Below are 22,302 nucleotides of genomic sequence, written 5' to 3' on the forward strand. Positions count from 1 at the left end.
AGATGGCCCAATTGATTATTGCTGGTTATTGATCGAAGTGAATGACGGTGCGGATACTTTCGCCTTTATGTAACAGATCGAAAGATTTATTGATGTCATCCAGGCTCATGGTGTGGGTGATAAAGTCGTTGAGCTGGAATTCGCCATTCAGGTAGCGCTCTACGTAGTCTGGTAATTCGGAGCGTCCTTTAACGCCGCCGAATGCGGACCCGCGCCAGACTCGGCCTGTTACCAGCTGGAACGGACGGGTGGAGATCTCCTGGCCGGCACCAGCTACACCGATAATGACCGATTCACCCCAGCCCTTGTGGCAGCACTCCAGAGCGGAGCGCATCACATTGACGTTGCCAATGCATTCAAAGGAATAATCAACACCGCCCTCGGTGAGTTCGACAATGACTTCTTGAATTGGCTTATCGTAGTTGTTGGGGTTGATGCAGTCCGTCGCCCCCAGTTTGCGGGCTAATTCAAACTTGCTTTCATTGATATCGATGGCAATGATTCGTGAAGCTTTTGCCATAGTAGCGCCGATAATCGCCGAAAGGCCGATACCCCCAAGGCCAAAGATCGCAACGGTATCGCCTTCTTGAACCTTGGCGGTGTTCATCACAGCGCCCATACCAGTAGTGACACCACAACCCAGCAGGCAGACTTCCTCTAACGGAGCAGCCGGATTTACTTTTGCCAGCGAAATCTCTGGCAATACGGTGTACTCCGAAAATGTCGAGCAGCCCATATAGTGATAGATGGGCTTGCCATCTTTATAGAAGCGTGTGGTGCCGTCGGGCATCAGGCCTTGGCCCTGAGTTTCACGGATCTTTTGGCAGAGGTTCGTTTTGCCGGATTTGCAAAATTTACACTCACCACATTCTGGTGTGTACAGGGGGATAACATGATCACCCTCTTTGACACTGGTAACCCCTTCACCGACCTGCACGACAATACCGCCACCTTCATGGCCCAAAATACAGGGGAATTTGCCTTCCGGGTCGTCGCCAGACAAGGTGAAAGCGTCGGTGTGACACACTCCCGATGCAATGACCTTGATCAATACTTCACCAGCCTTTGGCAGCATGACATCCACTTCTTCGACCGATAACGGTTGGCCAGGCCCCCAAGCGATGGCGGCCTTCGACTTGATAAATTGTTCAGACATAAGATTACTCGCTGTTAAACCATGTCATTCAGGGCCTGGAGTTGGTTGGCCCCGCTGTGACGACTGGGGAGCCATTATATTGATTGCAGAATTGATTATAATTGGGTGTTTTTGAAACTTACTTTTACATATTTGCAATAATGAAAGACTGGGAAGGCATCACGGAGTTCGTTTATGTTGCTGAAAGCGAGAGCTTTACCCTCGCAGCGCAGCGGCTGGCTATTTCCACCGCTAAAGTCAGCCGCCAGGTCAGTGCTTTGGAAGGCCGTTTGAATGTCAAACTGCTATATCGAACCACGCGCAAGGTGTCACTGACACAAGAAGGTACGCTTTTTTACCAGCATTGCCGGGGAGTGCTCGATGGGCTGGAGGCGGCGGAACGAGCAGTAGCTCAATTACAGAGCCACCCACAGGGCAAGATCAAACTGACGGCACCGGTCACTTATGCTGAAAAGAAGGTTGCACCACTGATCAATAATTTTGTGATTCAAAACCCCAAGATTGAGGTCAATGCCTATTTCACCAATCGTCAGGTTGACCTCATAGATGAGGGTTACGATATCGCCATACGCCTGGGTAAGTTGCAGTACTCAACTTTGATGGCAAGAAAGTTGGCGGACCGGCGAATTCATCTGTGCGCCTCACCGGATTATCTTGAAGAGCACGGGACCCCACACTCGTTGTCTGAATTGAACAGGCACAACTGCCTGCTGGGCACACTGGATTACTGGCGATTCAATACCAGGGAAGGAGAAAAAAACCTTAGGGTCAAAGGTAGCCTTCGTTACAATAACGGCGGGGCGCTTTTAGATGCTGCGCTTAAAGGCCTGGGGGTTGTGCAGTTGCCCGATTACTACGTCGAGCAATATATCGCTGAAGGAAAATTAATCACCCTCTTAAGTGATCTCGAAGATAGGGATGAAGGGGTATACGCAGTTTACCCCGGCAATCGATATATCGCGCCGAAAGTCAGGCTGCTGATTGATTATCTAGCCGAGTATCTCACTTGAGAAAAGGGAGGAGGCAGATTAAGGGTTTAGTGTAGCAAAGGTTTCACAGTAGTTTATTGCTAACAGAGGTAGTTTTTTCAAGCTGTTGGCTTATCCACTTACTGCAGAATTCCGCAACCCGCTTCCATTTTGGCTCCAGCATTAAATAGTGGCCATAACCTTCCGCCCGGTAGAAGGTGGTATTTTTACCTTGCCGCTCCGCAATTAACTGTGATGTGGAAGGTGGAATTGCTAGGTCATCGGTTCCCGAAACCATTAAAGTGGGGGAATTGATTTTTTGATAGTCAATTCTGGTTGTTTTATTGCTGTCAAAAATCCAGAAGAACAATTCAAATAGGACTTGCCCAGATTCAGGACCTAATCGATGGAAGACCTTGTGCTGGTCGTCTGGATTAAGTTTATTCAACCCGAATTTCGCCATTGTCGCGAAATCCGGTAACAGGACATCATTCCAAAATTCACCCGCAGCCATAAACAACTTGCCCAGCGCACGCTCTTCTTCTGTGGTGGGCAGTATTCCCCAGTTTACGCTTCCGTTAAGCAGCACGACTGCCCTTGCCAAATCCATAGTTGCCAATTTTTGTGCAATAACACCGCCCAGGGAGTGGCCGACTAGAACAGGCTTTTCATCTAAAGATTGTACAAATGCCCTGATGTCATCAACGTAGTCGGCAATACTCAGTCCTTTAAGGTGTTGCTGATTTTGTTCTGACTTTAGATCTTCATGGTAGCGGTAGCTTGGGCTGTGACAATAGAATCCTTCCTCTTCAAAATGCTGGTGGAAGTTCTCCATTGTCCAGGGGCCGGCATTGGTTCCGTGGATAAAAACGATAGGGGTATCCAAAGCCAGCTCCCGGTTTTTCAAGGCTTCCTTAGACTTTAGATGCGAGGATATCCGCAGTCATAATTTGTGGTTCTGATGCGAGCAGTTCATCCGCTTTGCCAAGCAATGCTGCAGCGATCTTGCCGTTAAGATGTGCAGTTAAGCCGTCTTCATCGCTAAACGTGTCGAAAATAGCAAATCGCGTAGCGTTGATTTGTACGGCATACCAGCTCAGGGTTCCTTTCTCTTCCACAGCGAGTGGTTGGGCTGAGGTGAGCAGCGCCTTTACCTCATCAGCCTTATCCGCTTTGGCGTCGATCAGTGCTACGATGGCCAGTTTAGCTTCAGTCATTGTTTTCTCTCACGTTGTTTGGTGATGAGTATCTTAGGAGAAGCTTAGACTTGACTATCAGTGTCCAAAAAGACAATGATCAGACAAAATTCGCCACTTTGAGGATTTATGGCCCAGATAGTCATTTTGTCTATGCCTGGAGTTTTGCCGTCGGCCTTGGCTGGCGTTCAGGATATGTTTGCCCTGGGCGGCCTCCGCTTATCTGAAAGCCAGCACTCCCTGGAACCTGCTTATCAACAATCCTGGTCCCCCGATATCATAGTCGCCAGTGCTGATGGCGCCGACATTTTAGACGGGCAGGGCAGGTACTTTGCTGTAAGTCATGGGGTATCACAAATATCCAGTTGCGAAGCCGTGATAGTCCCCGGATTTATGCCCAACCAGTTTGGTGTGCCTCCTGAAAAGTTACTGGACCAGCCGACTTGCGAATGGTTGCGAACCCAATATAGGCGCGGGGCAATTATCGCTGGTTCTTGTAGTGGCGTTTTGGCGCTGGGTGAAGCGGGTTTGCTAAATGGACGACAATGCACAACCACCTGGTGGTTACACAATGAGTTGAAATCCCGCTTTAGCAATGCCTGCCCTCTATGGGCCAGTGGACTATTAGTAGATGAAAATATAGTGACAGCGGGTGGTCCTTTATCTTGGGTAGATGTGACTCTACAAGTGATCAAGATGCTAGCTGGCGATGAAGTCGCTACCAAAGTTGCTGATCTCGCCGTTGTGGACTCCCACCCGCGTTCGCAAACTTTGCATGTACCAAAAGGCTACCAGGTATCAAAAGAGCAGTTTCTGGTGGATGCTGAAAATGTGGTTCGTCAATATTTTGGTCAACAGTTAGGCAGTCATTTGCTGGCAAAAGAACTGTCGATATCCGAGCGAACATTACACCGGCGGCTAAAACAGTTAACAGCGCAAGCACCTAAACAATTTATCGATAGCGTCCGTATGGAGTACGCTCGCAGCCTTTTACTAAACCCAGCCAATAAAGTTGCCAGTGTTGCGCAGGAATTAGGCTATTCCGATGATGCAGTATTCCGACGTGTATTTAAGTCGCATGTGGGTATGAGTCCCAGTCAATTTAGGCAGAAATACCAGAAAAGCTGATTTTCTTGGTGATAGGAGTCAGCGCCCCAGGTTCCTGGAAAAAGCTAAGCTAATTTGGCGGTAGATAGACATTCACCGTCTGTGCAATCTCCTGCGATAGTTCTTTCCCAAATAAGCAGGTGACGAGTTCAAAAGCGAACTCGATAGCGGTCCCGGGTGATTGGCTGGTCACCAAATTCCGGTCGACAACCACTCTCTGATCACTGGTTTTCTTTACATATTGACTAAGTTCACCGCGAAAAGTCTTGTAGCAAGTGGCCTTGAAATTGGTAATTAACCCTTGCCGACCAAGAACGATTACCGGAGCAGTGCAAATTGCCCCTAGCCAGCGGCCCGACTGAAGTTGCTCTCGGATGAGCTTTATTAGGCGGGGCGAGTTATGCATTTGCTCAGCACCTTCCTTGCCACCTGGCAGAGCTATTAGATCCCACGTAGAGTCTAAACAATTCTCTATGGAGCAGGGGGCTTCAATAACAAGGTTACGCAGGGTAGTTATACGCCTACTTGGCATAATCGATGCCAAGGCCAGCTCTGCATTCGTTCGGCTCAAAATATCGTAGATGGCAATGGTTTCGATATCCTCATTACCATCGGCGACGGGAATCAATATGTTGGGCATTGATATAACTCCAAATTATTTAGATTATCTATACGCTTTTAAAACTAAAAATATACCTTTGTATCTTTCGTCTTTAATAATTTATAGCTAATGTGCATTGCGAAAATGTTTGCGCCAATTTGAATGCTATTTGAGTTGGATAAGGATTGCTGGTGTAAGTCAAACTAAATTGTAGTTGAGCAGCTGTATTTAGCTGATTTTTTGTACCATTTATATGGCTGACTATCATTTAAAGGCAGAACTAAAGGTAATTTTTAATTGTTTCATCATTAATGACATGAGTGGACTTATTCTTAAGGGGGGGGTTAAATGCAAGAATAGAATGCAAACCACTCATATTAGGAGTATGCAATATACTAACCATAACTGCCAAAATGTTCGAAGTGCCAAAATTTTTGGTACGGTTAATACAATTTGATACTTGAGGCCCTTTAAGAAATATAAGCTTTTATCTGATAGTATTAGACATTTAAAGTCAAAGTGATTTTGTTTCGTGGAACTAGGCAATTAAACCTTTGGGTCGACCATGCCGGCAGTTCTGTTATTCCTTTATATCTAATAAGTTGGGGCAGTTATGAATTGCATCTACAAGCAAGTACTTGTGATTTTAGCCGTTTTTCTTGTATCTGCATGCGGCGGCAGTGGCGGCGGAGATGGTGACGGTAATACGGGTGGTGGATCCAGTTTTCGAATCACAGAGGAGAATGCCAATGTGGTTGCTTCACAAGCCATGGACTCAACTGCCACTATATTAAAGCTTGGAATACAGCTACAAGAAGCTCTTGATGCCACAATTCTATCAGGAGAGGAAAGTCATGAGTTTTACTGTGACGGTTCTGGAAGTATCTCCATTGATGTGGTGAGCGAAGCAGAGGTGCTTGTAAAATTTAACAGTTGCGAGAACTCGCAGCTAGAGATTGGATTTAGTGGGCAGGCTGAGTTAATCCCCGAATCTGTATATTCTAATTCTGCTCAAGAAGTTTTCTTTCAAGGACGGGTCAATATTGATGAGGATTTAAGTTTACATGATAACACCTACGTATCTGTACTAGGTAGCTTCACCCTCGGTTTACAGGCAACCTGGTACGGTGATGTTATTGATGTGAAACATATTTCTGAGAACCCACTCAAACTAAGAGATGAGTCAAACAGTATTACTTTTTCCAAGATAGAGGCAAATATTGAATATGACCTAGATCAAGGTTTAAACATGTGGCCTAGGTCAAACTTCTTTGGCGAATATTCTGTGAAGTTAAATAGTAGTTTACTAGGAGGCGAGATCAGTTGTGATACCAAAGAGCCATATGGTATGGGAGCGTGGAATCCGAAAGATTTTGAAATTTATTGTTCTGACAGTAACCCTGATGTTTTGCTTCTTAGTGAGGGGTATGCTGGAGGGACTATGGATGTATCAATTCTTGACGCAGACAGCCAGGAGTATCGCCCAGTTTTAGGCATGTACTGGAATGAGTTTGAATCAGTTTATGAGTATCAACCTGGATTCCCTCAACCAACCTTTGAAGTTCCTGGACTCCCATCTATTGAATTCAGTATGGATATCAATGATGCGGTTTACGCCTCGAGTTCGGGCTATTTTTATATAGCCATACCTGACAATGGGTCAGAGTATGCCAATCACTTGATAGAGTATGAGCTATCGTCAATGAGTATCACCCGTAGTCTTGCACTAAAGGGGGAGGCTGGTCCGCTGGCAATATCTGGTGATGGAGCAATTTTGTATCTGGGTTATATTAATTTTCCTGAAGTGCAGCGTGTAGATCTTTCTGATTTTACCCTATCAACTTTACTTGATTTGGGAGAAGAGGATGGGAGACTGCATTACCCACGCAATATAACAGTATCTCCATCTGCTAACGATACGGTTGCTGTTACGACTTACCAACTAGAATTTGACTCGGATAGTAAATATTCGGCAAAAATAAAATTTTTCCGAGATGGGGTTGAGCAATCGGTTGTGGGAGACTGGTTTTCTAGTCCAACACGAATCACTTTTGATGAGGATGGAAGCAGATTAATTGCATACACAGATGATTCAACCGCCTATGATATTGACGTTTTTTCGGTCGGTATAAATGGGTTGGATCATGTATTGAACTTAAAAGATTATGCAAGTGGACCTTCCGACATTCTTATGTATGGCGGGGCTCTTTACAATGGAATTGGAACTGTAGTTAATCCAGACTCCGGGGAATTGTATGGTAGAAATTCAGTTGTTAACGGATATGACAATGAGGAATATCGAAAGCTTGCGCCTTTGATTACACCGGGTGGTGAATATACCTATATATTTGCTAAATATCTTGAGATATATGACCGGGATCGATATACCTACTTGGGAGTATTCGATCCAGGTGTAGAAGGTAAATTTCTACGTTTAATTAACATTAATGATAACAAATTTGCTTTCGTAACTGATGCTGGAGTTAAGATATTTAGTCATGAGGATGTTCCAGTTGATCGAGATGCGAATTGTGGGCAATATTTTATTCCCGATATGAGAGTTGATCTCGATATTAGCTTTTCCGGTTGTTTGTTCGGTGATGCAGCCTACAGTGCAGAGTATGATAAAATTTATGCATCAATTCCGGGAGTTGCAGGTGTCAATGGTAATTCTATAGCTGTTATAAATAGAGAAACACTGAATTTTGAAAAATATATACCTGTTGGTTCTGAACCCTACGAACTTGAAATAAGTAAGAATGACAAATTCCTTTACATTTCTTATCTGGGTACGAATAAATACTCTGTACTTAATTTAAACGATTTATCCCTCGAAATGAATGTAGACCTGGGAACAAGGGGTAACTATTCTGGACCAATTTTTGCTGGTGATCTAGAACCTTTCCCTACAGATGAAGGCAGTGTGCTTGTTTCTACAGCCAGGCAAGGGTATACCACAGACTTTGAAGGAATGGAGGTATATGTGGATGGCATTAAACTATCGACAGGATCAAGTGACATTCCTGCTGGAATCCGTGCAAATCGAATCCGTTTTGCAAGTGATAATTTAGTATTTGGTTATAATACTGATAGTACCGGTTTTGAAGTGAGCGAATTCAAGGTTGATTCTAGTGGAGTCACCTTCGTCAATGAGTATGATGATCTAATTTGGGGATTTCCAAATGAAATCGCTTATTCTTCCGAGAGACTATATAGCTCTCTTGGATATGTGATTAATACTGATTCCATGGAGCTAGTTGGACAGATGGAAGGCTTGTCGACAGATAATTGGACACGCCATCATTTTGTAATTGATGAAAACCGGGGAGTGATGTATTTGTATGCATCAATGTTGACATCTGCCAATGATCCAGCACTCAAGGTGTTTAGTCTGGATACATTTGAAGAGTTAGCTTCAGTAAAAATGCCAACATTTGCGATTCTTCTGGGGGAAGGCAGGGCGCTCATTGATCTTAATGAAGATGAATTACTTGTCGTGCTTGGGGGTGTTATGTACAAAATTAATAAGGATGATATTTTACATTAAACAAGAAAATGGGCCCGGCAGGGCCCATTTTAGTTACACTGAATAAAAATTAAGTACCTTATACTAGAGTACGCTGCATCCGATATCTTCAATCTTCCATTTTTTAGTGACTGTGCTGCCACATTGCGCTTAATGACACTGCCGGCTCAGTTGGTATGTACTTCCGGACCTTTGGCGATATCCAGACCGCGAACTGTCACCTCGGTGGCCAGCAGAATTGAGGCGCTCAGGCAATTGCGAGTCTCAGTGTTGCTCCCTTTCCCCTATTCATAATTCAGCAGTCCAGCTAATGCCCTTTGTAATAATAGCCAATCCAAGAGAGTGGCTGCCGAGGGTAGTCGTAAGCGGAAAGAAGCGGGCTAAATTTGTTAGTTGTGATTATTTATGATGTATTCCAGGTGCCTTGTATCAGTGCCGCAGCAGCCGCCCAATATATTGAACCCGTTATTCTGATTTAAGCGAAGCATAAGATTACCCCATTCTGATATGCTGTCGGAGTGCGTTGTTTTGCTGTTTTCTAGTTCATTGTGCGTTAGTGATGAAGCATTGGCTTGTATGCCGATTAGTCTGTCAGGTAATTGACTTGAAGCGTTTAGAAAAGAAGGATGAGAACAATTAATAAAGTACCCAGAAGGTTTAGGCGAAACCTGGTGATCAATATGTGAAATTGCTTCTTGAATGGTATGGCCATCTAAAAGGCGGCCATCTGAGCCAATGACAAAGCTAATAAAATATGGTTTAGAGTACTTTGACATTAGAGATGCAATGCCAAGTGCCTCTGGTATAGCTGGTAGGGTTACTCCCATGAGGTAGTCAGCATTAGAGGCTCCGAGCTTATCAATTTGCCAACGATGATAAGAAAGAGATTCTTTGTAAGTTAGGCCTTGTTCTGGTTTGTAGCAGTCATTTTTACAGCCGACTAGGCCTCCTACATATACATTTCCTTCTTTTGGCAAGATATTCGAAAGAAAATTAACAGCGTCTTCATTGATAGACGTAGGTGCCTTGGCTAGAGAAACTCTCTCTGAGCTAGCCCTCCATGTGGGAGTTGCAAGCAAAAGAGGGAGTTTTGCATTAATTGCAAGGTTTATGTATTCACTGTAGATTCGTTTAAGGCTTTCAGCACCAGCTTTGCTATAGATTAATTTAGCATGGTCGACATGGCTGCAAAGGCTTATATCTTTGTTACGCCTGACTCTTTCGAGTATGGCCGCTTCAGTAAGAATCAACTTTTCTGAAAGAATTCCTTGCATGATGCTCTCCGGTGTAAGCTGTCGGGCGCTGAAGTTGAACACCCAGTTATATTTAAACTTTATACTGCCGCCATTAAAATTGCCATGCAAGAAAGACTAGGATTAAAACCCAGCTACTGACAAAGTAAACTCCAACGAGTCATAAAGTGTACTTGGTACTTTTGGAGCGAATGAGCTGCACAACCAATTCCCACTAGCAAAACTAGCGAGTGTAAGGGCAGGAAATATGATTAGCTGGATGTCGTTAGTGGTTAAGAACTCAGCCCTAGATTTGAAAGCTCTGAAATTCGATATTATGGGCCTCTATCTCCTGACGTTCTTTAGCTAATCCAAGCTCATATTCTTCGCTATTTTCTAACAAGGATACAACTTTAGAAATTCCTATCTTAGAAAAATATTTGGCGTCTTCAGTCAACAATTTTGAAGAGGTTTTAGGCATTGCATGAAGCGTACCGTTACCAATCTTTGTCACTTCAAAAACTGAAGGGATCATAAAAATCCTTCTCACATAATACTTATGGATGCTCCAAGGGCTGGAGTATCCTGTCTGCGATTGTTATTGTTTATGGAATCCTGGGCACATTTCACGAAGTTGACTGCTTGCCAATTGCACCATACTCTTGTTGAAATTTTGAGCAAAGCTTCTGGCCTGCGCTATAAGATCTTCATGGTTAACACAATACTGAGAATCAGCTCCAACCCAAAGTATCTCCCATTTAGTATTTTTAAAAACACATGAAGTAAATGGAATATCGAAGCCTGGGCGAGAAGGGCCAATTCCATCTGCTACTACGATGAAGTAAACATTATCCTCTTTAAACGCCTTCTCTGCTAAGATCGCTGCAGTTTCAGGTTTGTAACTATCCTTTTTCGATTCAAAAGAGCAATCAGAAAGTGCCTTGCCAGAAGCCAACCATAGTAGAGCTAAAGTCAGTATTTTTTTCATGTCTGTACCAACGTCGCGAGTAAGAGCAGCCGAAGTAGAGTATAAGCAGCCCAACCATCGAGTGGGTGATCTTGCAGGGCTTGTTGAGTTAAAACGAAGCTATAGTGCCAGATTGTAAGAAAACTCTCAGGAATCGTGTGCTCAGGTAGAGGTTAATTCTTGCAGAAAATACAAGCCACCTAAAAATTGACTGCCAGAATAACGCTTAACCGGTTGAAACGGAGTTGTTTTTTCACGCTAGCGTAGTATTACGGAGTGAACGAATCCACACAGTGGAAGTCGGGTTAACTATTTTTTTAGCTGCGTATCCTGCCCGATAGCACAGCCTTGACAAATGGCCATTTGTTTTCAGTGTAGGCTTCACGGTCTTGAGGGTTATCTTGGGCAAGCTTTTGTTTTAATACTGCGTATTTCTGAGCGATGGTACGGTTATTACGCAATATATCGCGAAATTTAAGGCGCTCTTGCCAAAGATTACTTTTGAATGGGATAAGGTGAAGATGATGCGTGCGGTATTCAGGTTTAGGTTTACAAAACCAATGCATAACATCATCTTTGTATGGGTAATAGCAATAATTAATCACCGATAGGGCTTCAATAGCAGGTTTGGAACTGGGTAAGTCTTTTACCCCAAACATTATGTCGATGATGGGTTTTGCAGATAGACCCGGAACTGAAGTGCTACCAACGTGCTCGACAGCTCCGCACAGCCATTCGCCTGCTACATTTAGAAGGATTCCTTTCTCCTTCTCAAATGCATCAGGCCAAGCACTATTGTAGTTTTCTAATTCAATTTTCATTTCAAAGAAGAAGGGCTGTTGACGCCCGATTAATTGGTAGGCCGATATTGCCCCAAACTGATACGTAGCGAAAACTTCATAATATTGGCTTATCCATCTGAGTTGTTTGCTAGCAGTAAACTAAACCCTTACATCATTTTCTGCCGTTAACCTGCTTTCAGTACCGCCAGTGTTAACAACACCTTTAGGCTCAACAATCATGATTTGGCATTCATCTGTTGCAGATGGTTTATGTTGAACACCCTTTGGGATAACAAACATTTCCCCTGAGTTAATTTCAACCTTGCCATCACGGAGTTCAATAAGTAGTGACCCTTCAATTACAATAAACACTTCATCTGTTTCAGGGTGATTATGCCATACAAAGTCACCTTCAACTTTAACCAGTTTAAATTGATAATCATTCATCTCTGCGATAACACGCGGAGACCAATGTTCGGTAAATTTTGCGTATTTCTCTTTGAGATTTATTGCATTGAACTCCATTCAGAATCCTTTCTGCTAAGTGCCGCTAACGAGTGTGTAGAAAAACTCACCCCTCACTTTATATTGTACTTTTACGTGAAAAATAGCCTACTGACCAGTGAAAACTCAGCCAGAATTTTCGTAGAATCGCCACTTGAGGTTAATATTTGATCACACCTAAGGGAGCAAAAACACACATTAGTTTTCTACAGCCTGAACCACTGGATAAGGCACGCCGTACTAACGCACTAGTTTTATGTTAACTTGCGAAGCCGGTGAGCAACCCAAAAGCGAAGTAGAAATGTAGGCGTTGCCCCTCATTCATTATGTTTTTCAGCGCATTTCTAGATATGCAATCGACGTCGGAACCCTCTTGGGTTCAACGTGTGTAGAATGCATCTGCTGTAGAACCCATTTACTATCTTCCTTGACCACCACAACACTTTCCAGCCATACAACCTCCCGCGTACCCTCTTTAGAGGAAAACACAGCTTTATTCCAGTAATTTATAAGGGCAATATCTTCTCTCACATCAGTAGAGATAAGGCTGTAGTAGTTCTCCCTCTTGTATTCAGCAGGTGGAACAGCGGCGATAAGTTCATCAATACCCCAAACTTCTCCATTCTCAAGAAGCTCAAATTTGTCTGTTACGGACCTCTTCATAGCAGAATGATCAAACTTAGAAATAGCTGAAAAGAGTGCAACAACCGGTTCAAATACTGGATCTGATTCTGCTACAGCAGGTCCAGAGAACAGTGACAAAACCAATACAATTTTTCTTAGTGTTTTCATGGTTCCCTCTTAAAAAATAACGTTGCTAGCAAGAGCAGCCGAAGTGGCGCGTAGCTTTTCAAGCCCTGCCACCGCCCGCTAAATTCACAGGGAAAAATATCATACTTTTCCCACTAAATAACTATCTGATTGGATCTCCACAATGTGGAGCTGGCTTACTTGGTTTGTTAGTTTAAAACGAGGGTACTCAAACAAAACCATGATACCAGTTTCAGGAGGGATCATTGGGTAGTTGCGCTCAGGTATAGTATGGTGCTTGCTGAAACTAAAGAGTTTTCATTTTTTGGGGCAAAGCTTGCCTGGCATGATAAGTCTCTGCTCCAACTAAAATACCATTTTTGTCAGCTTGCTAGTCGATCCCGCGGTATTTTGATTGGCAAGACTCTGAAAGAGCTTACCGTGTTTCTCCGTGATTGGATCAATTGTTTTGGTATAGTCCAAGGCTATAAAAATGTATTGATTTGGACTATTGGATACGGCAGAGATTAAGAATGATTTATTGGAAGAATTGGCGCAGGGAGAGCGAAAGTCCGAAACTTATTGCGCATAGGTGTAAGTGAATCGCTGGCAGTTTATCAGCAATTGTTAGCCACTTTTTCGTAGTTGCTCACTATATATTTCCTGTATCACAGCATGGCCAACTACCTTTGAACCCTCTCGAACCTCTAGATTGGCACCTACCTCGAAGCATTTTAGATATGCCTCTGGTGTGGTGAATTTATCAAGCACCTGGGTGCGGCAACTCCTGTATCAATTAACCAATGAATTGTAGTTATGAGGTAGTCAGCTTTAACCTTATTATGAGGTCAGTATCCATTCTTTACGGAGAATTTTTTCCAGAAAAATAAATCTGTACATAAGTGCCAGGTTTCCAGTCCGGGTTTTCATTTCTATTGAAGTTATCATAAATCTCATTTAAGAGTTGAGTACATGAATTTCACTTGAACAATCTGTGAACGGTGCGACTTATCCACCCCTGATGTTTAGTCATTTCTTTCCTCACATAGGGAGAATAATCTTTGTCGTCGTTCTTAATGTGATTTGTCAACCAGATTTTTAAATCACTCATAAGTCTACGAGTTATATCCTTTCCGTTTTCGTGTTGCTCAACATATGAGTCTATCTGCGCAACAAAGGATCTGTGGACTTTCTTGTGAGTGTCCGACAGAGGATAACCTGATCTTTCCATCAAGTCTTCTTCAAAATCGAAGTGGGTGGACGTGTAATCGGCAAGGCCTATAAGTACTTTTGATATTCTTTCTTTATCATTTTCAATATGTGCCAAATCAAGCTCGTTTATATAATCTACGATTCTCCTATGCTGCTCATCAATGACGTTTATACCCACTGACAACGACGCATCCCAGGACCAATAGCTCATTTTTCTTCACCAAGTTTTTATGTAACACTCGACTTTGTAGCAGGCGCGGAGCCGCAAAACGGCGGAATAAGCATCCCAAAGCCGAAAACGCGACAACAGCTGCTTGTGAGTTCTTTTTTTGTAATTTTTCACTGTTTCTCAAAATTCTGATTTTCGTGCAGTGGGACAATCTACTTATTCGGCCAACTGACCTTCATCTAGTAATCTGAATTTTGACTCCCTGTTAATACTTGAAACTTATGAGGCCTTAAAAGCCAAGCCAGTTTCATACATTGGCGTGAAGCAATGCGGGTATACCAATTCGTATTCTGTAAGACCTTAGTTACCACGTTTATCTGGGGCGTACTTATGCGTCTTGAAGGCCTTTTTTACTTCACGATGCGAAGCCAGTCGGGATGCCTTTCTCGTACATACCTAGCCTGATTATGGCTGGCGTGTTTCAGGCAGACGACTAGCACTGTACTAGCCAACAGCTTGGCTGGCCACTGCCCAATATTTACGAGCAAAAAAATACCAAACTATCCCCGCCCAATTTCTTTCTTACTGGCACCCCGTGAAATTTCAGCGAATTGCCCCTATCTACCACGCCCGAGCGAACACTCTAGGAACGAAACCGCTTGACTTTCAAGCTGGCAATTAGCAAAAAGCTGAATGTCAAATTAGTACTTAATTTTCTATGTTGGCATAATCGACCATTTATATGGTCTGCTACCATAACGCCTCCACTAAGTTTTATACACAGACGTTTTGCGCTTTCTTGATGTAAATCAATAATTTGCAGTTTTATTTCAATTTAACTGTGTCTTATATGGAGTTGTTATGCAAGATTGGGGAACTGGTGGATTTAAAAATCAAGCCGTGGGGGATACTCGATTGGGCTCTTTATGGATTCCAGGGAGTTGGAGTTTTGAGATCCTATCAATAAAATTAGCTATTAACGGATGCCGGAGCAACTCATAGGCAGTCTGGTGGAGGCTATTTTTTGGTCAGAACGTACTTAATGACTTTGTTAAATGTTTTCGGTTGAAATTTTCTACTCTTCAAGACAGTCATTGATATATTCTTCAATGTTTGAAGCTAGCTTCATATTTGAAATGTCTTTGTGGTTAAAATCTTCTTCATGGTCTGCTATATATAGAGGTATCTTGTTGGCTTAAATTGATAAAATAATAATTTCCGAAGCCATCGAAGCCTATCGCAAAAAAATGATTTGGCCAATGATCTTGATAACAGAAATCATCTTCACGAAGCTTCCGATTAGTTTTTATAAGCCAGTCTAAGTCTTTTACAAGTTCTCCCTCAATCCGGTCTGGATCATCAGATTGTGGGAATGGATAATTTATAAGAGTATCGATATAGAAAGATGGTAACTCAATATCAAAGGCATCATTAATTGTATTTTTCATGTATTTGTGTATTGCTCACGTATAACATTTATATAGTAATCATACGGGTCACTATTATCCTGATTACAATTTCAGAATCAATTTCTTCGCTAAAACGAAAATATTGTTATAAGGTCATTGGGTTAAATTTAGTTGTCACGGCCGTGCAAACTGAAAAAAGGATCACTTTGACTATTATCCTATTTCTTATATCACCCTGTAACTCTTTGATTCATAGTTGATTATTATATTTTTCGTCAGTTCTCGAAATAACAATCAGGATAACCATGAACCCGAAGCGAGCGCAAAAGGGCAATCCCCCGGCGTCGCCAGGGGATATTCACTCGACTTAGCCTCGAATACGCCGCACCCGAAACTTACGTCCTTTCAACTTGCCGTTTTCTATTTTCTTCAGTGCTTGTGAAGCCACATTGCGTTTAATCGCAACATAGGCGGTCATGTCCAGTACGTTGATCTTGCCAACATCTTTACCGTTAATCGGGCGATCGCCGCCGGTTAGGGCACCGAGGATATCGCCGGGGCGGACCTTTTGCTTCTTGCCGCCATCGATTTGAAGAGTGGCCATCGGTGCCTGGAAAGGGGGTTCACTTAATATGCTGGCGGGTGGCGGTGTATCTGGATCGGATAGTGGGTCCTGGGTTAGGTCCATACGAACCAGTTTGTGGCCCTCTTTTTCAGCAAAAAAGGAGTAAGCGCAACCGCGCTCACCGGCGCGGCCTGTCCGCCCTATGCGATGGGTATGAACTTCCGGATCTTTGGCGATATGAAAGTTGATAACCGCATCCAGCTTGTCGATATCAAGGCCGCGTGCCGCTACATCGGTGGCCACCAGAATTGAAGCGCTGCCATTGGCAAATCGAATCAGGGTTTCGTTGCGCTGGCGCTGCTCCATATCGCCATGCAGGGCGAGGACATTGAAGCCAGCCTGTTTCAGATCATTGGCTACTTCATCGGTTTCGCGTTTGGTGTTGCAGAAAACCAGGGTATTGACTGGTTTATCATTGAGCAGAACACGCCGAGTCATCTCCAGGCGATCCTCGAAACTCTCAGTTCTGTAAAAGCGTTGTTCGATCACCTCGTCACTATGGGCAGAGTCAATTTTAACCATCACTGGTTTTTGCATCACTCGGGCGCTGAGCTTTTCAATTTCATCGGGGTAGGTAGCGCTGAATAGTAACGACTGTCGCCCAGTTGGCACCTGCGCCAGAATGGTATCGATAACGTCCTGGAATCCCATATCGAGCATTCGGTCGGCTTCGTCAAAGACCAGCGTATCGACATGCTCTAAGGAGAGTGTTCCTTTGCGCAGGTGTTCTTCGATGCGTCCTGGAGTACCAACGATGATATGGGCACGATGGGCCAGGGAGCCGATCTGCGGGCCAAAAGGCATGCCGCCGCAGAGAGTCAGAATCTTTATGTTGTGAATTGCCCGGGCCAGTCGGCGCAGTTCCTGCGCAACCTGGTCTGCCAATTCCCGTGTTGGGCACAGAATCAGCGATTGAATCCTAAAGCGGCTGACATTGAGCTGATGCAGCACCCCCAAACCGAAGGCGGCCGTTTTGCCGGAACCGGTTTTTGCCTGGGCGATTACGTCCTTGCCGTCAAGAATGATCGGAAGCGTTTTGGCCTGAACCTCGGTCATGGACTTGTAGTTGAGTGACGCCAGGTTTTTCAGCAGGGCGGGGTTTAGGGGAAGATCGGAAAAAGGTGCAGTCAAGGTGAATCCTGGAGTCGTTAAATGTCAAATACGCGTATTACACAAGCAGTAGGGAAAGTGATCGTCACCTACTTAGCCTTTGTGATCGCTGCAATTTTGCAGTTTGTGCGATACAAAATCTGTATGGAATTTTAACAGTTAACCCTGAAGAAACCTATGAATCACCTTGTTCCCGTCAAAGTCTCTTTTATCCAGATTATCTTCTTGTGAAATGAGAACTGAGGCACTGGGTAGCATAAACCCGGTGCCCCAATTTATTAAAGTCAGCTTTGCTTACCTTTGCGGGATTTCCATTGATAGAAAACCCCGGGCATCACTAACAACACAAACAGCAGTGTGGTTATGGTGCCGCCCACCATTGGTGCTGCGATCCGTTTCATAACATCTGCGCCGGTGCCATCGGAAACCATGACTGGTATCAATGAAATTAACAGTGTCAGGCTGGTCATTAGCATCGGGCGAATACGGCCAGCTGCCGCTTGGGCAACAGTCGCGGTATTGCCGCGCTCCGAGTTATTCCCAGCGGCAGATAAGTAGTGCAGCATTAATAACCCCATCTCAGCGGCGAGACCAGCCATAGCAATCATGCCGACCCATACAGCAACGCTCAGTTTGTAGTCGAGCAGGTATAACAGCCAGAAGGCGCCGATCAATGCCATAGGCATGGCGGTGAGTACAAACAGGGTGTCGGATAGCCTGCCTCGATGCAGATACAGGAGGAAGCACACAGCCAACAAGGTCAGGGGCACTAACCATTGCAGGCGGGACTTAGCGCGCTCCAGGTACTGGTATTGGCCGGCCCAGGCGATGCGTTGCCCGGGAATCAGATTAACCTGATCGGCAACAACCTGCTTTGCGCGATTAACATAATCTGCAACGCCGATATCGCCCTTCAAGTCGACAAATACCAAGCCCACCAATTGGCCATCCTCATTGCGGATCATGGGCGGGCCGGTGCGGAAGTCCAGATCAGCCAGCTGGTTCAGGGGCACTTGGGAACCATCAGAGGCGGGGACCAGGATTTGTTCCAGCTGTTCAGGAGTATCCCGGTAGTCGCGGGCATAGCGCACTAACACATCGTAACGCTCGCGGCCTTCGATAGTCTGGGTTGCGGCCAGGCCACCAGCCGCTGCGGCGATCACATCTTCGATATCCTGTACATTCAAGCCGTGGCGGGAAGCCCGTGCGCGATCGATATCAAAGTCCAGGAAGTAACCGCCGGTTAGACGCTCGGCGAAGACGCTTCGGGTTTGCTCCGAAGTGCGTTGGTCACTGCGCAGTGCTTCTTCGATGGCCAAAGCAGTCTGTTCGATTTCCTCCAGGTTATCCCCAAACACTTTGATGCCGAGCTGGCTGCGAATACCGGTGGCGAGCATCTCAGTGCGGGTTTGGATGGGCATCCACCAGATATTAGGCATGCCCGGATAGCGCAGCTTTTCATCCATTTCCGCCAGCAGGTCGTCCCAAGTCATGCCGGGACGCCACTCACTTTTAGGTTTCAGAGTGATAACGGTTTCTACCATTGAGAGCGGTGCAGGATCGGTGGCGCTGTTGGAGCGGCCAATCTTGCCAAAGACATGCTCAACTTCTGGGAAGGCTTTCAGTTCCTCGTCCATTTGTTGCAGCACCTTGCCCGCTTCGGTAACCGACATACCGGGTAGGGCGGTGGGCATATACAGGATGCTGCCTTCATTGAGCGGCGGCATAAATTCACCACCTAGCTTGCTAATGGGATAGGCCACGGAAACCAGAGCTAGCACTGCGAGAGTGGCTACAATTTTGCGTTGCCGCACACAGAAGTGAATCACTGGCTGTAGTGTATGGACTAAAACGCGGGAAATCGGGTTTTCCCTGGTGCGAATTTTACCGCGCATTAGCAGTACAGCGAGTGCTGGAATCAAGGTGATTGCCAATAGGGCGGCGAAAGCCATGCTGTAGGTTTTGGTGTAGGCGAGGGGTTTGAATAGGCGGCCCTCGGTAGCTTCCAGCGCGAATACCGGTAGGAATGAAACCGTGATAATAATCAGGGAGAAGAAAATACTCGGTCCGACTTCCTGCATTGCCCGAACGATTAGCGTTCTTTTCTCGCCTGGAGACAACTCCTTATCCCCATCGGCTGCCAGCTTTTTGTGGATGTTATCCACCATTACCACTGCCGCATCCACCATGGCACCGATGGCTACGGCAATACCTCCCAGTGACATAATGTTGGCGGTAAGCCCTTGTAGGGACAGAGGAATAAAGGCCAGTAAAACTGCAATCGGTAGAGTGATTACAGCTACCAATGCGGAGCGGGCGTGGAGTAGGAAAATAGCGATCACAGCGGCGACCACTAGCATCTCTTCAATCAGAGTATTTTTGAGATTGTCGATCGCGCTATTAATTAATTGTGAGCGATCATAAGTTACTACCAGCTCAACGCCTTCCGGTAAGCCCGCACGGATTTGCTCGATACGCTCTTTAACTCTCTCAATAACCTTGAGGGCATTTTCACCGTAGCGCATCACCACGATGCCACCTACGGTCTGGCCCTCGCCGTCCAGCTCGGCAATACCGCGCTGCATCGCAGGCCCCAGGGTAATATCCGCTACCTGATCCAAAGTCACCGGAATCTTTGCCGCATTGACCCCGATCACCACCTCTTCGAGATCGTCAACACTGCGGATATAGCCACGGCCACGCACCATATGTTCGTGGCCGGCGATCTCCAGTACTCTTCCTCCGGTGTCGTTGTTACTGCGGCGAATGGCCTCGACCACTTTACCGAGCGGAACCTTAAACATCTGCAAGCGATGGGGGTCGATTTGGACCTGGTACTCCTTTTCGTAGCCTCCAATGGAGGCAACTTCGGCCACGCCTTCAACAGAAGTGAGCCAATAGCGCAACTTGAAATCCTGTAGCGCACGCAGTTCTTGCAGGTCGTTGTTACCGCTTCGATCAACCAGCGCGTACTGGAACACCCAGCCCACTCCAGTGGCATCCGGGCCAAGCTTTGGCTGAACACCTTCTGGGAGCTGGTCGGCAACCTGGTTTAGGTACTCCAGAACCCGTGAGCGGGCCCAGTAAATATCGGTGCCGTCTTCAAAGATGGCGTAGACAAAGCTGAGACCAAAAAAGCTCTGGCCCCGCACATATTTGACTTTGGGCAGCCCTAGCATTGCGGTGGAAAGCGGGTAGGTGATTTGATCTTCGACCAGGTCAGGGCTGCGCCCCGGCCAGTCTGTCATCACAATCACCTGGGCGTCGGACAGATCCGGAATAGCATCCAGGGGGACACTGGTTAGCGCCCGGTATCCCGCCAGGGCTGCGATCGCTACAAGAATCAAAGTGATCCCCGGCTTACCGGCACAGGCCCCAATAATTCGGGCAATTAGCCCTTTGGGTTCAGAATTTACCACTGCTGTACCCCCGACTTCAGGCGGCTTTCCGCCGCGATCAAGAATACACCCGAGGTGACAATTTTATCTCCTGCCTGGAGGCCAGAACGGATAACAATCCTGTCGCTGTCGCCATAACCGGTGCGTACCTGCACCGGCTCCAGACGACCCTGGCCCAGGTCGCGGAAAACAATGCGTTTCTTGCCGGAGATCAATACTGAATCCCTGGGTACCACCAGGAGATTTCCCAGTTCGGCGGTTAACATGATGTCCGCAAACAGTCCCGGGCGCAGTTCACCATCGGTATTGGGCAGGGTCACACGCAGCCGTGCACTGCGGTTATTGTGATTAAGGAAGGGATCAATCTGGGTGAGGGTGGCTGGGATTTCCTCGTGGTAGACGTTGGTTAAACGCACTTTGGCCGGCATACCTTTTTCTATCAACGGCAGCTGATCTTCGTAGGCGTGGGCTTCAATCCAAACCTGGCTGAGATCGGCTATGCGCAGCAGGTTGTCGCCCTTTTCAAACGCAGAGCCCGCGACAATATTCTTCTCAATTATCACACCACTGGCGGGTGCAAAAATCGGGATATAGTCCTGCGCTTTTTGCTGTTCAACCAGCCAGTCGACTTGCTCTTCAGATAGGCCCCACAACAGTAGACGCCTTCGTGCTGCTTTCTCCAGGGCGTCGCCACGTCGGCGGGCCTTTAGATACTCGTCTTGGACTGCGAGCAACTCCGGGCTGTAAACAGAAAACAGTACTTCGCCGCGTTTAACCTGCTTTCCTTCAAAATCTGCATCTAACTCACCAATCCAGCCGTCGAAGCGTAGGCTGATATCGCGCAAGCGGGTTTCGTCATAGGTAACCTGGCCGTGTAGGTGAATGGGCAAAGCGAATGGCTGTCGCTCGACGATACCGGTTTTGATACCAATGGCCTGGCGCCGGCCGCTATCCACCACAATGCTGCCACTTTGCAGTTCATCGTGGCTCACAGGTTGCAGGTTCATACCGCAAATAGGGCAAGTACCGGCTTCGGCAGCTCTTACCGATGGGTGCATTGAGCAGGTGTAATAGGCAGTATCTGAAGCCTCAGGCGCAGATTTCAGGCGCAGGCCTTTGCGATTGGTGCTCATATCAAAGGCCAAATCGACATGCTTATCGTGGCCTGTCGCTACATCTACCACCATGGGCCAGGAGCCCACCATGGCCAGCTCAATTTCACCGGTGAAGATACCGGGGCTGGATTCACTGATATCTGCCACGGCACGCATAGCTGGCATGGCGCCCATGGCGGGCATCTCGGCTACCGCGCGAACTTCAGCTCCAGATATCGGCTCATTGTCAGCATTACGAACTTCAATTCGAATTTGGTTTTTACCCGCTTGGGGTTGCAACGGGTCGACAGACACGGCGATCTGGAAGGGGCCAGCTTGCACAAAATCGGCATTTGGAGCTTCGGCTTGTGCAGAAATTTTCTTCCAATAAAAGGCCGCGCCGGTAGCCGCTAACATCAGGGTAAGGGCGATTAAGCTCAATGTTTTTTGCTGGCTCATAGGGCACCCTCCTGAGTGAAGGAAAGGGGCATCTGCG

The 22,302-nt window shown here is 46.0% G+C and carries 19 protein-coding genes; 4 read left to right on the forward strand and 15 right to left on the reverse strand.

Going from position 1 to position 22,302, the window contains the following annotated elements; all coding sequences use genetic code 11:
* Positions 1-25: 25 nt before the first annotated feature.
* Positions 26-1,156, reverse strand: coding sequence for an S-(hydroxymethyl)glutathione dehydrogenase/class III alcohol dehydrogenase (locus tag ACJJI5_RS12000; RefSeq protein ID WP_282932909.1), 1,131 nt, complete (start codon positions 1,154-1,156; stop codon positions 26-28).
* Between the two features lie 140 nt (positions 1,157-1,296).
* On the opposite strand from ACJJI5_RS12000, the gene ACJJI5_RS12005 reads away from it, so the two are divergent.
* Complete coding sequence (locus ACJJI5_RS12005) at positions 1,297-2,166, forward strand: LysR substrate-binding domain-containing protein (RefSeq protein WP_445354125.1); 870 nt, start codon at positions 1,297-1,299, stop codon at positions 2,164-2,166.
* Between the two features lie 43 nt (positions 2,167-2,209).
* Here the strand turns inward: ACJJI5_RS12005 and ACJJI5_RS12010 are convergent, their stop codons facing one another.
* Positions 2,210-3,010, reverse strand: a complete 801-nt coding sequence (locus tag ACJJI5_RS12010) for an alpha/beta hydrolase (protein ID WP_445354126.1) — start codon at positions 3,008-3,010, stop codon at positions 2,210-2,212.
* A 28-nt stretch (positions 3,011-3,038) separates the two neighbouring features.
* Entirely contained in the window at positions 3,039-3,341 is a 303-nt protein-coding gene (locus ACJJI5_RS12015; RefSeq protein WP_445354127.1) for a putative quinol monooxygenase, read from the reverse strand.
* Between the two features lie 108 nt (positions 3,342-3,449).
* Between ACJJI5_RS12015 and ACJJI5_RS12020 the strand changes: the two genes are divergently transcribed.
* Positions 3,450-4,448, forward strand: coding sequence for a GlxA family transcriptional regulator (locus ACJJI5_RS12020; protein ID WP_445354128.1), 999 nt, complete (start codon positions 3,450-3,452; stop codon positions 4,446-4,448).
* A gap of 49 nt (positions 4,449-4,497) precedes the next feature.
* Here the strand turns inward: ACJJI5_RS12020 and ACJJI5_RS12025 are convergent, their stop codons facing one another.
* Complete coding sequence (locus ACJJI5_RS12025; RefSeq protein ID WP_445354129.1) at positions 4,498-5,067, reverse strand: DJ-1 family glyoxalase III; 570 nt, start codon at positions 5,065-5,067, stop codon at positions 4,498-4,500.
* Between the two features lie 574 nt (positions 5,068-5,641).
* Here ACJJI5_RS12025 and ACJJI5_RS12030 point away from each other — a divergent pair.
* Positions 5,642-8,575, forward strand: coding sequence for a YncE family protein (locus ACJJI5_RS12030; protein ID WP_445354130.1), 2,934 nt, complete (start codon positions 5,642-5,644; stop codon positions 8,573-8,575).
* Between the two features lie 368 nt (positions 8,576-8,943).
* Here the strand turns inward: ACJJI5_RS12030 and ACJJI5_RS12035 are convergent, their stop codons facing one another.
* The 6 genes from ACJJI5_RS12035 to ACJJI5_RS12060 form a co-directional block, all read right to left on the reverse strand.
* A complete protein-coding gene (locus tag ACJJI5_RS12035) occupies positions 8,944-9,828 on the reverse strand; it encodes a homocysteine S-methyltransferase family protein (protein WP_445354131.1) in 885 nt (294 codons plus the stop codon).
* Between the two features lie 265 nt (positions 9,829-10,093).
* Complete coding sequence (locus ACJJI5_RS12040) at positions 10,094-10,321, reverse strand: hypothetical protein (protein WP_444917236.1); 228 nt, start codon at positions 10,319-10,321, stop codon at positions 10,094-10,096.
* Between the two features lie 63 nt (positions 10,322-10,384).
* Complete coding sequence (locus ACJJI5_RS12045; protein WP_444917235.1) at positions 10,385-10,774, reverse strand: hypothetical protein; 390 nt, start codon at positions 10,772-10,774, stop codon at positions 10,385-10,387.
* Positions 10,775-11,070: 296 nt separating this feature from the next.
* Entirely contained in the window at positions 11,071-11,574 is a 504-nt protein-coding gene (locus ACJJI5_RS12050; protein ID WP_444917234.1) for a GrpB family protein, read from the reverse strand.
* A 120-nt stretch (positions 11,575-11,694) separates the two neighbouring features.
* Positions 11,695-12,060 carry a cupin domain-containing protein gene (locus tag ACJJI5_RS12055; protein WP_445354132.1) on the reverse strand — a complete coding sequence of 122 codons (366 nt, stop codon included), beginning with the start codon at positions 12,058-12,060 and terminating at the stop codon, positions 11,695-11,697.
* A gap of 312 nt (positions 12,061-12,372) precedes the next feature.
* Positions 12,373-12,831: a nuclear transport factor 2 family protein gene (locus ACJJI5_RS12060; RefSeq protein WP_445354133.1), complete on the reverse strand. Its 459-nt coding sequence runs from the start codon at positions 12,829-12,831 to the stop codon at positions 12,373-12,375.
* 249 nt (positions 12,832-13,080) lie between these two features.
* On the opposite strand from ACJJI5_RS12060, the gene ACJJI5_RS12065 reads away from it, so the two are divergent.
* Positions 13,081-13,320, forward strand: a complete 240-nt coding sequence (locus ACJJI5_RS12065; RefSeq protein ID WP_445354134.1) for a hypothetical protein — start codon at positions 13,081-13,083, stop codon at positions 13,318-13,320.
* A 448-nt stretch (positions 13,321-13,768) separates the two neighbouring features.
* Here ACJJI5_RS12065 and ACJJI5_RS12070 read toward each other — a convergent pair whose 3' ends face one another.
* The 5 genes from ACJJI5_RS12070 to ACJJI5_RS12090 all read right to left on the reverse strand — a co-directional run bounded on the left by ACJJI5_RS12070 (position 13,769) and on the right by ACJJI5_RS12090 (position 22,265).
* The gene (locus tag ACJJI5_RS12070) at positions 13,769-14,212 is read right to left on the reverse strand and encodes a bacteriohemerythrin (protein ID WP_444927923.1); all 444 of its coding nucleotides are present in this window, start codon (positions 14,210-14,212) and stop codon (positions 13,769-13,771) included.
* 1,118 nt (positions 14,213-15,330) lie between these two features.
* On the reverse strand, positions 15,331-15,618 hold the full coding sequence (locus ACJJI5_RS12075) for an SMI1/KNR4 family protein (RefSeq protein WP_445354135.1): 288 nt from the start codon (positions 15,616-15,618) through the stop codon (positions 15,331-15,333).
* A 328-nt stretch (positions 15,619-15,946) separates the two neighbouring features.
* A complete protein-coding gene (gene dbpA, locus ACJJI5_RS12080; RefSeq protein ID WP_445354136.1) occupies positions 15,947-17,335 on the reverse strand; it encodes an ATP-dependent RNA helicase DbpA in 1,389 nt (462 codons plus the stop codon).
* Between the two features lie 263 nt (positions 17,336-17,598).
* On the reverse strand, positions 17,599-20,733 hold the full coding sequence (locus tag ACJJI5_RS12085; RefSeq protein WP_445354137.1) for an efflux RND transporter permease subunit: 3,135 nt from the start codon (positions 20,731-20,733) through the stop codon (positions 17,599-17,601).
* Entirely contained in the window at positions 20,727-22,265 is a 1,539-nt protein-coding gene (locus ACJJI5_RS12090) for an efflux RND transporter periplasmic adaptor subunit (RefSeq protein WP_445354138.1), read from the reverse strand. Before ACJJI5_RS12090 ends, ACJJI5_RS12085 begins: the two co-directional genes overlap by 7 nt.
* Positions 22,266-22,302 lie beyond the last annotated feature (37 nt).

The sequence above is a fragment of the Microbulbifer maximicatervae (SeqCode) genome (assembly GCF_052467955.1).

Excerpts from the sequence above, each read along its gene's own strand:
- ACJJI5_RS12000 (WP_282932909.1), bottom strand. The coding sequence starts at position 1,156 with ATGTCTGAACAATTTATCAAGTCGAAGGCCGCCATCGCTTGGGGGCCT.
- ACJJI5_RS12005 (WP_445354125.1), top strand. The coding sequence starts at position 1,297 with ATGAAAGACTGGGAAGGCATCACGGAGTTCGTTTATGTTGCTGAAAGC.
- ACJJI5_RS12015 (WP_445354127.1), bottom strand. The coding sequence starts at position 3,341 with ATGACTGAAGCTAAACTGGCCATCGTAGCACTGATCGACGCCAAAGCG.
- ACJJI5_RS12020 (WP_445354128.1), top strand. The coding sequence starts at position 3,450 with ATGGCCCAGATAGTCATTTTGTCTATGCCTGGAGTTTTGCCGTCGGCC.
- ACJJI5_RS12025 (WP_445354129.1), bottom strand. The coding sequence starts at position 5,067 with ATGCCCAACATATTGATTCCCGTCGCCGATGGTAATGAGGATATCGAA.
- ACJJI5_RS12030 (WP_445354130.1), top strand. The coding sequence starts at position 5,642 with ATGAATTGCATCTACAAGCAAGTACTTGTGATTTTAGCCGTTTTTCTT.
- ACJJI5_RS12035 (WP_445354131.1), bottom strand. The coding sequence starts at position 9,828 with ATGCAAGGAATTCTTTCAGAAAAGTTGATTCTTACTGAAGCGGCCATA.
- ACJJI5_RS12040 (WP_444917236.1), bottom strand. The coding sequence starts at position 10,321 with ATGATCCCTTCAGTTTTTGAAGTGACAAAGATTGGTAACGGTACGCTT.
- ACJJI5_RS12045 (WP_444917235.1), bottom strand. The coding sequence starts at position 10,774 with ATGAAAAAAATACTGACTTTAGCTCTACTATGGTTGGCTTCTGGCAAG.
- ACJJI5_RS12050 (WP_444917234.1), bottom strand. The coding sequence starts at position 11,574 with ATGAAAATTGAATTAGAAAACTACAATAGTGCTTGGCCTGATGCATTT.
- ACJJI5_RS12055 (WP_445354132.1), bottom strand. The coding sequence starts at position 12,060 with ATGGAGTTCAATGCAATAAATCTCAAAGAGAAATACGCAAAATTTACC.
- ACJJI5_RS12060 (WP_445354133.1), bottom strand. The coding sequence starts at position 12,831 with ATGAAAACACTAAGAAAAATTGTATTGGTTTTGTCACTGTTCTCTGGA.
- ACJJI5_RS12065 (WP_445354134.1), top strand. The coding sequence starts at position 13,081 with ATGGTGCTTGCTGAAACTAAAGAGTTTTCATTTTTTGGGGCAAAGCTT.
- ACJJI5_RS12070 (WP_444927923.1), bottom strand. The coding sequence starts at position 14,212 with ATGAGCTATTGGTCCTGGGATGCGTCGTTGTCAGTGGGTATAAACGTC.
- ACJJI5_RS12075 (WP_445354135.1), bottom strand. The coding sequence starts at position 15,618 with ATGAAAAATACAATTAATGATGCCTTTGATATTGAGTTACCATCTTTC.
- ACJJI5_RS12090 (WP_445354138.1), bottom strand. The coding sequence starts at position 22,265 with ATGAGCCAGCAAAAAACATTGAGCTTAATCGCCCTTACCCTGATGTTA.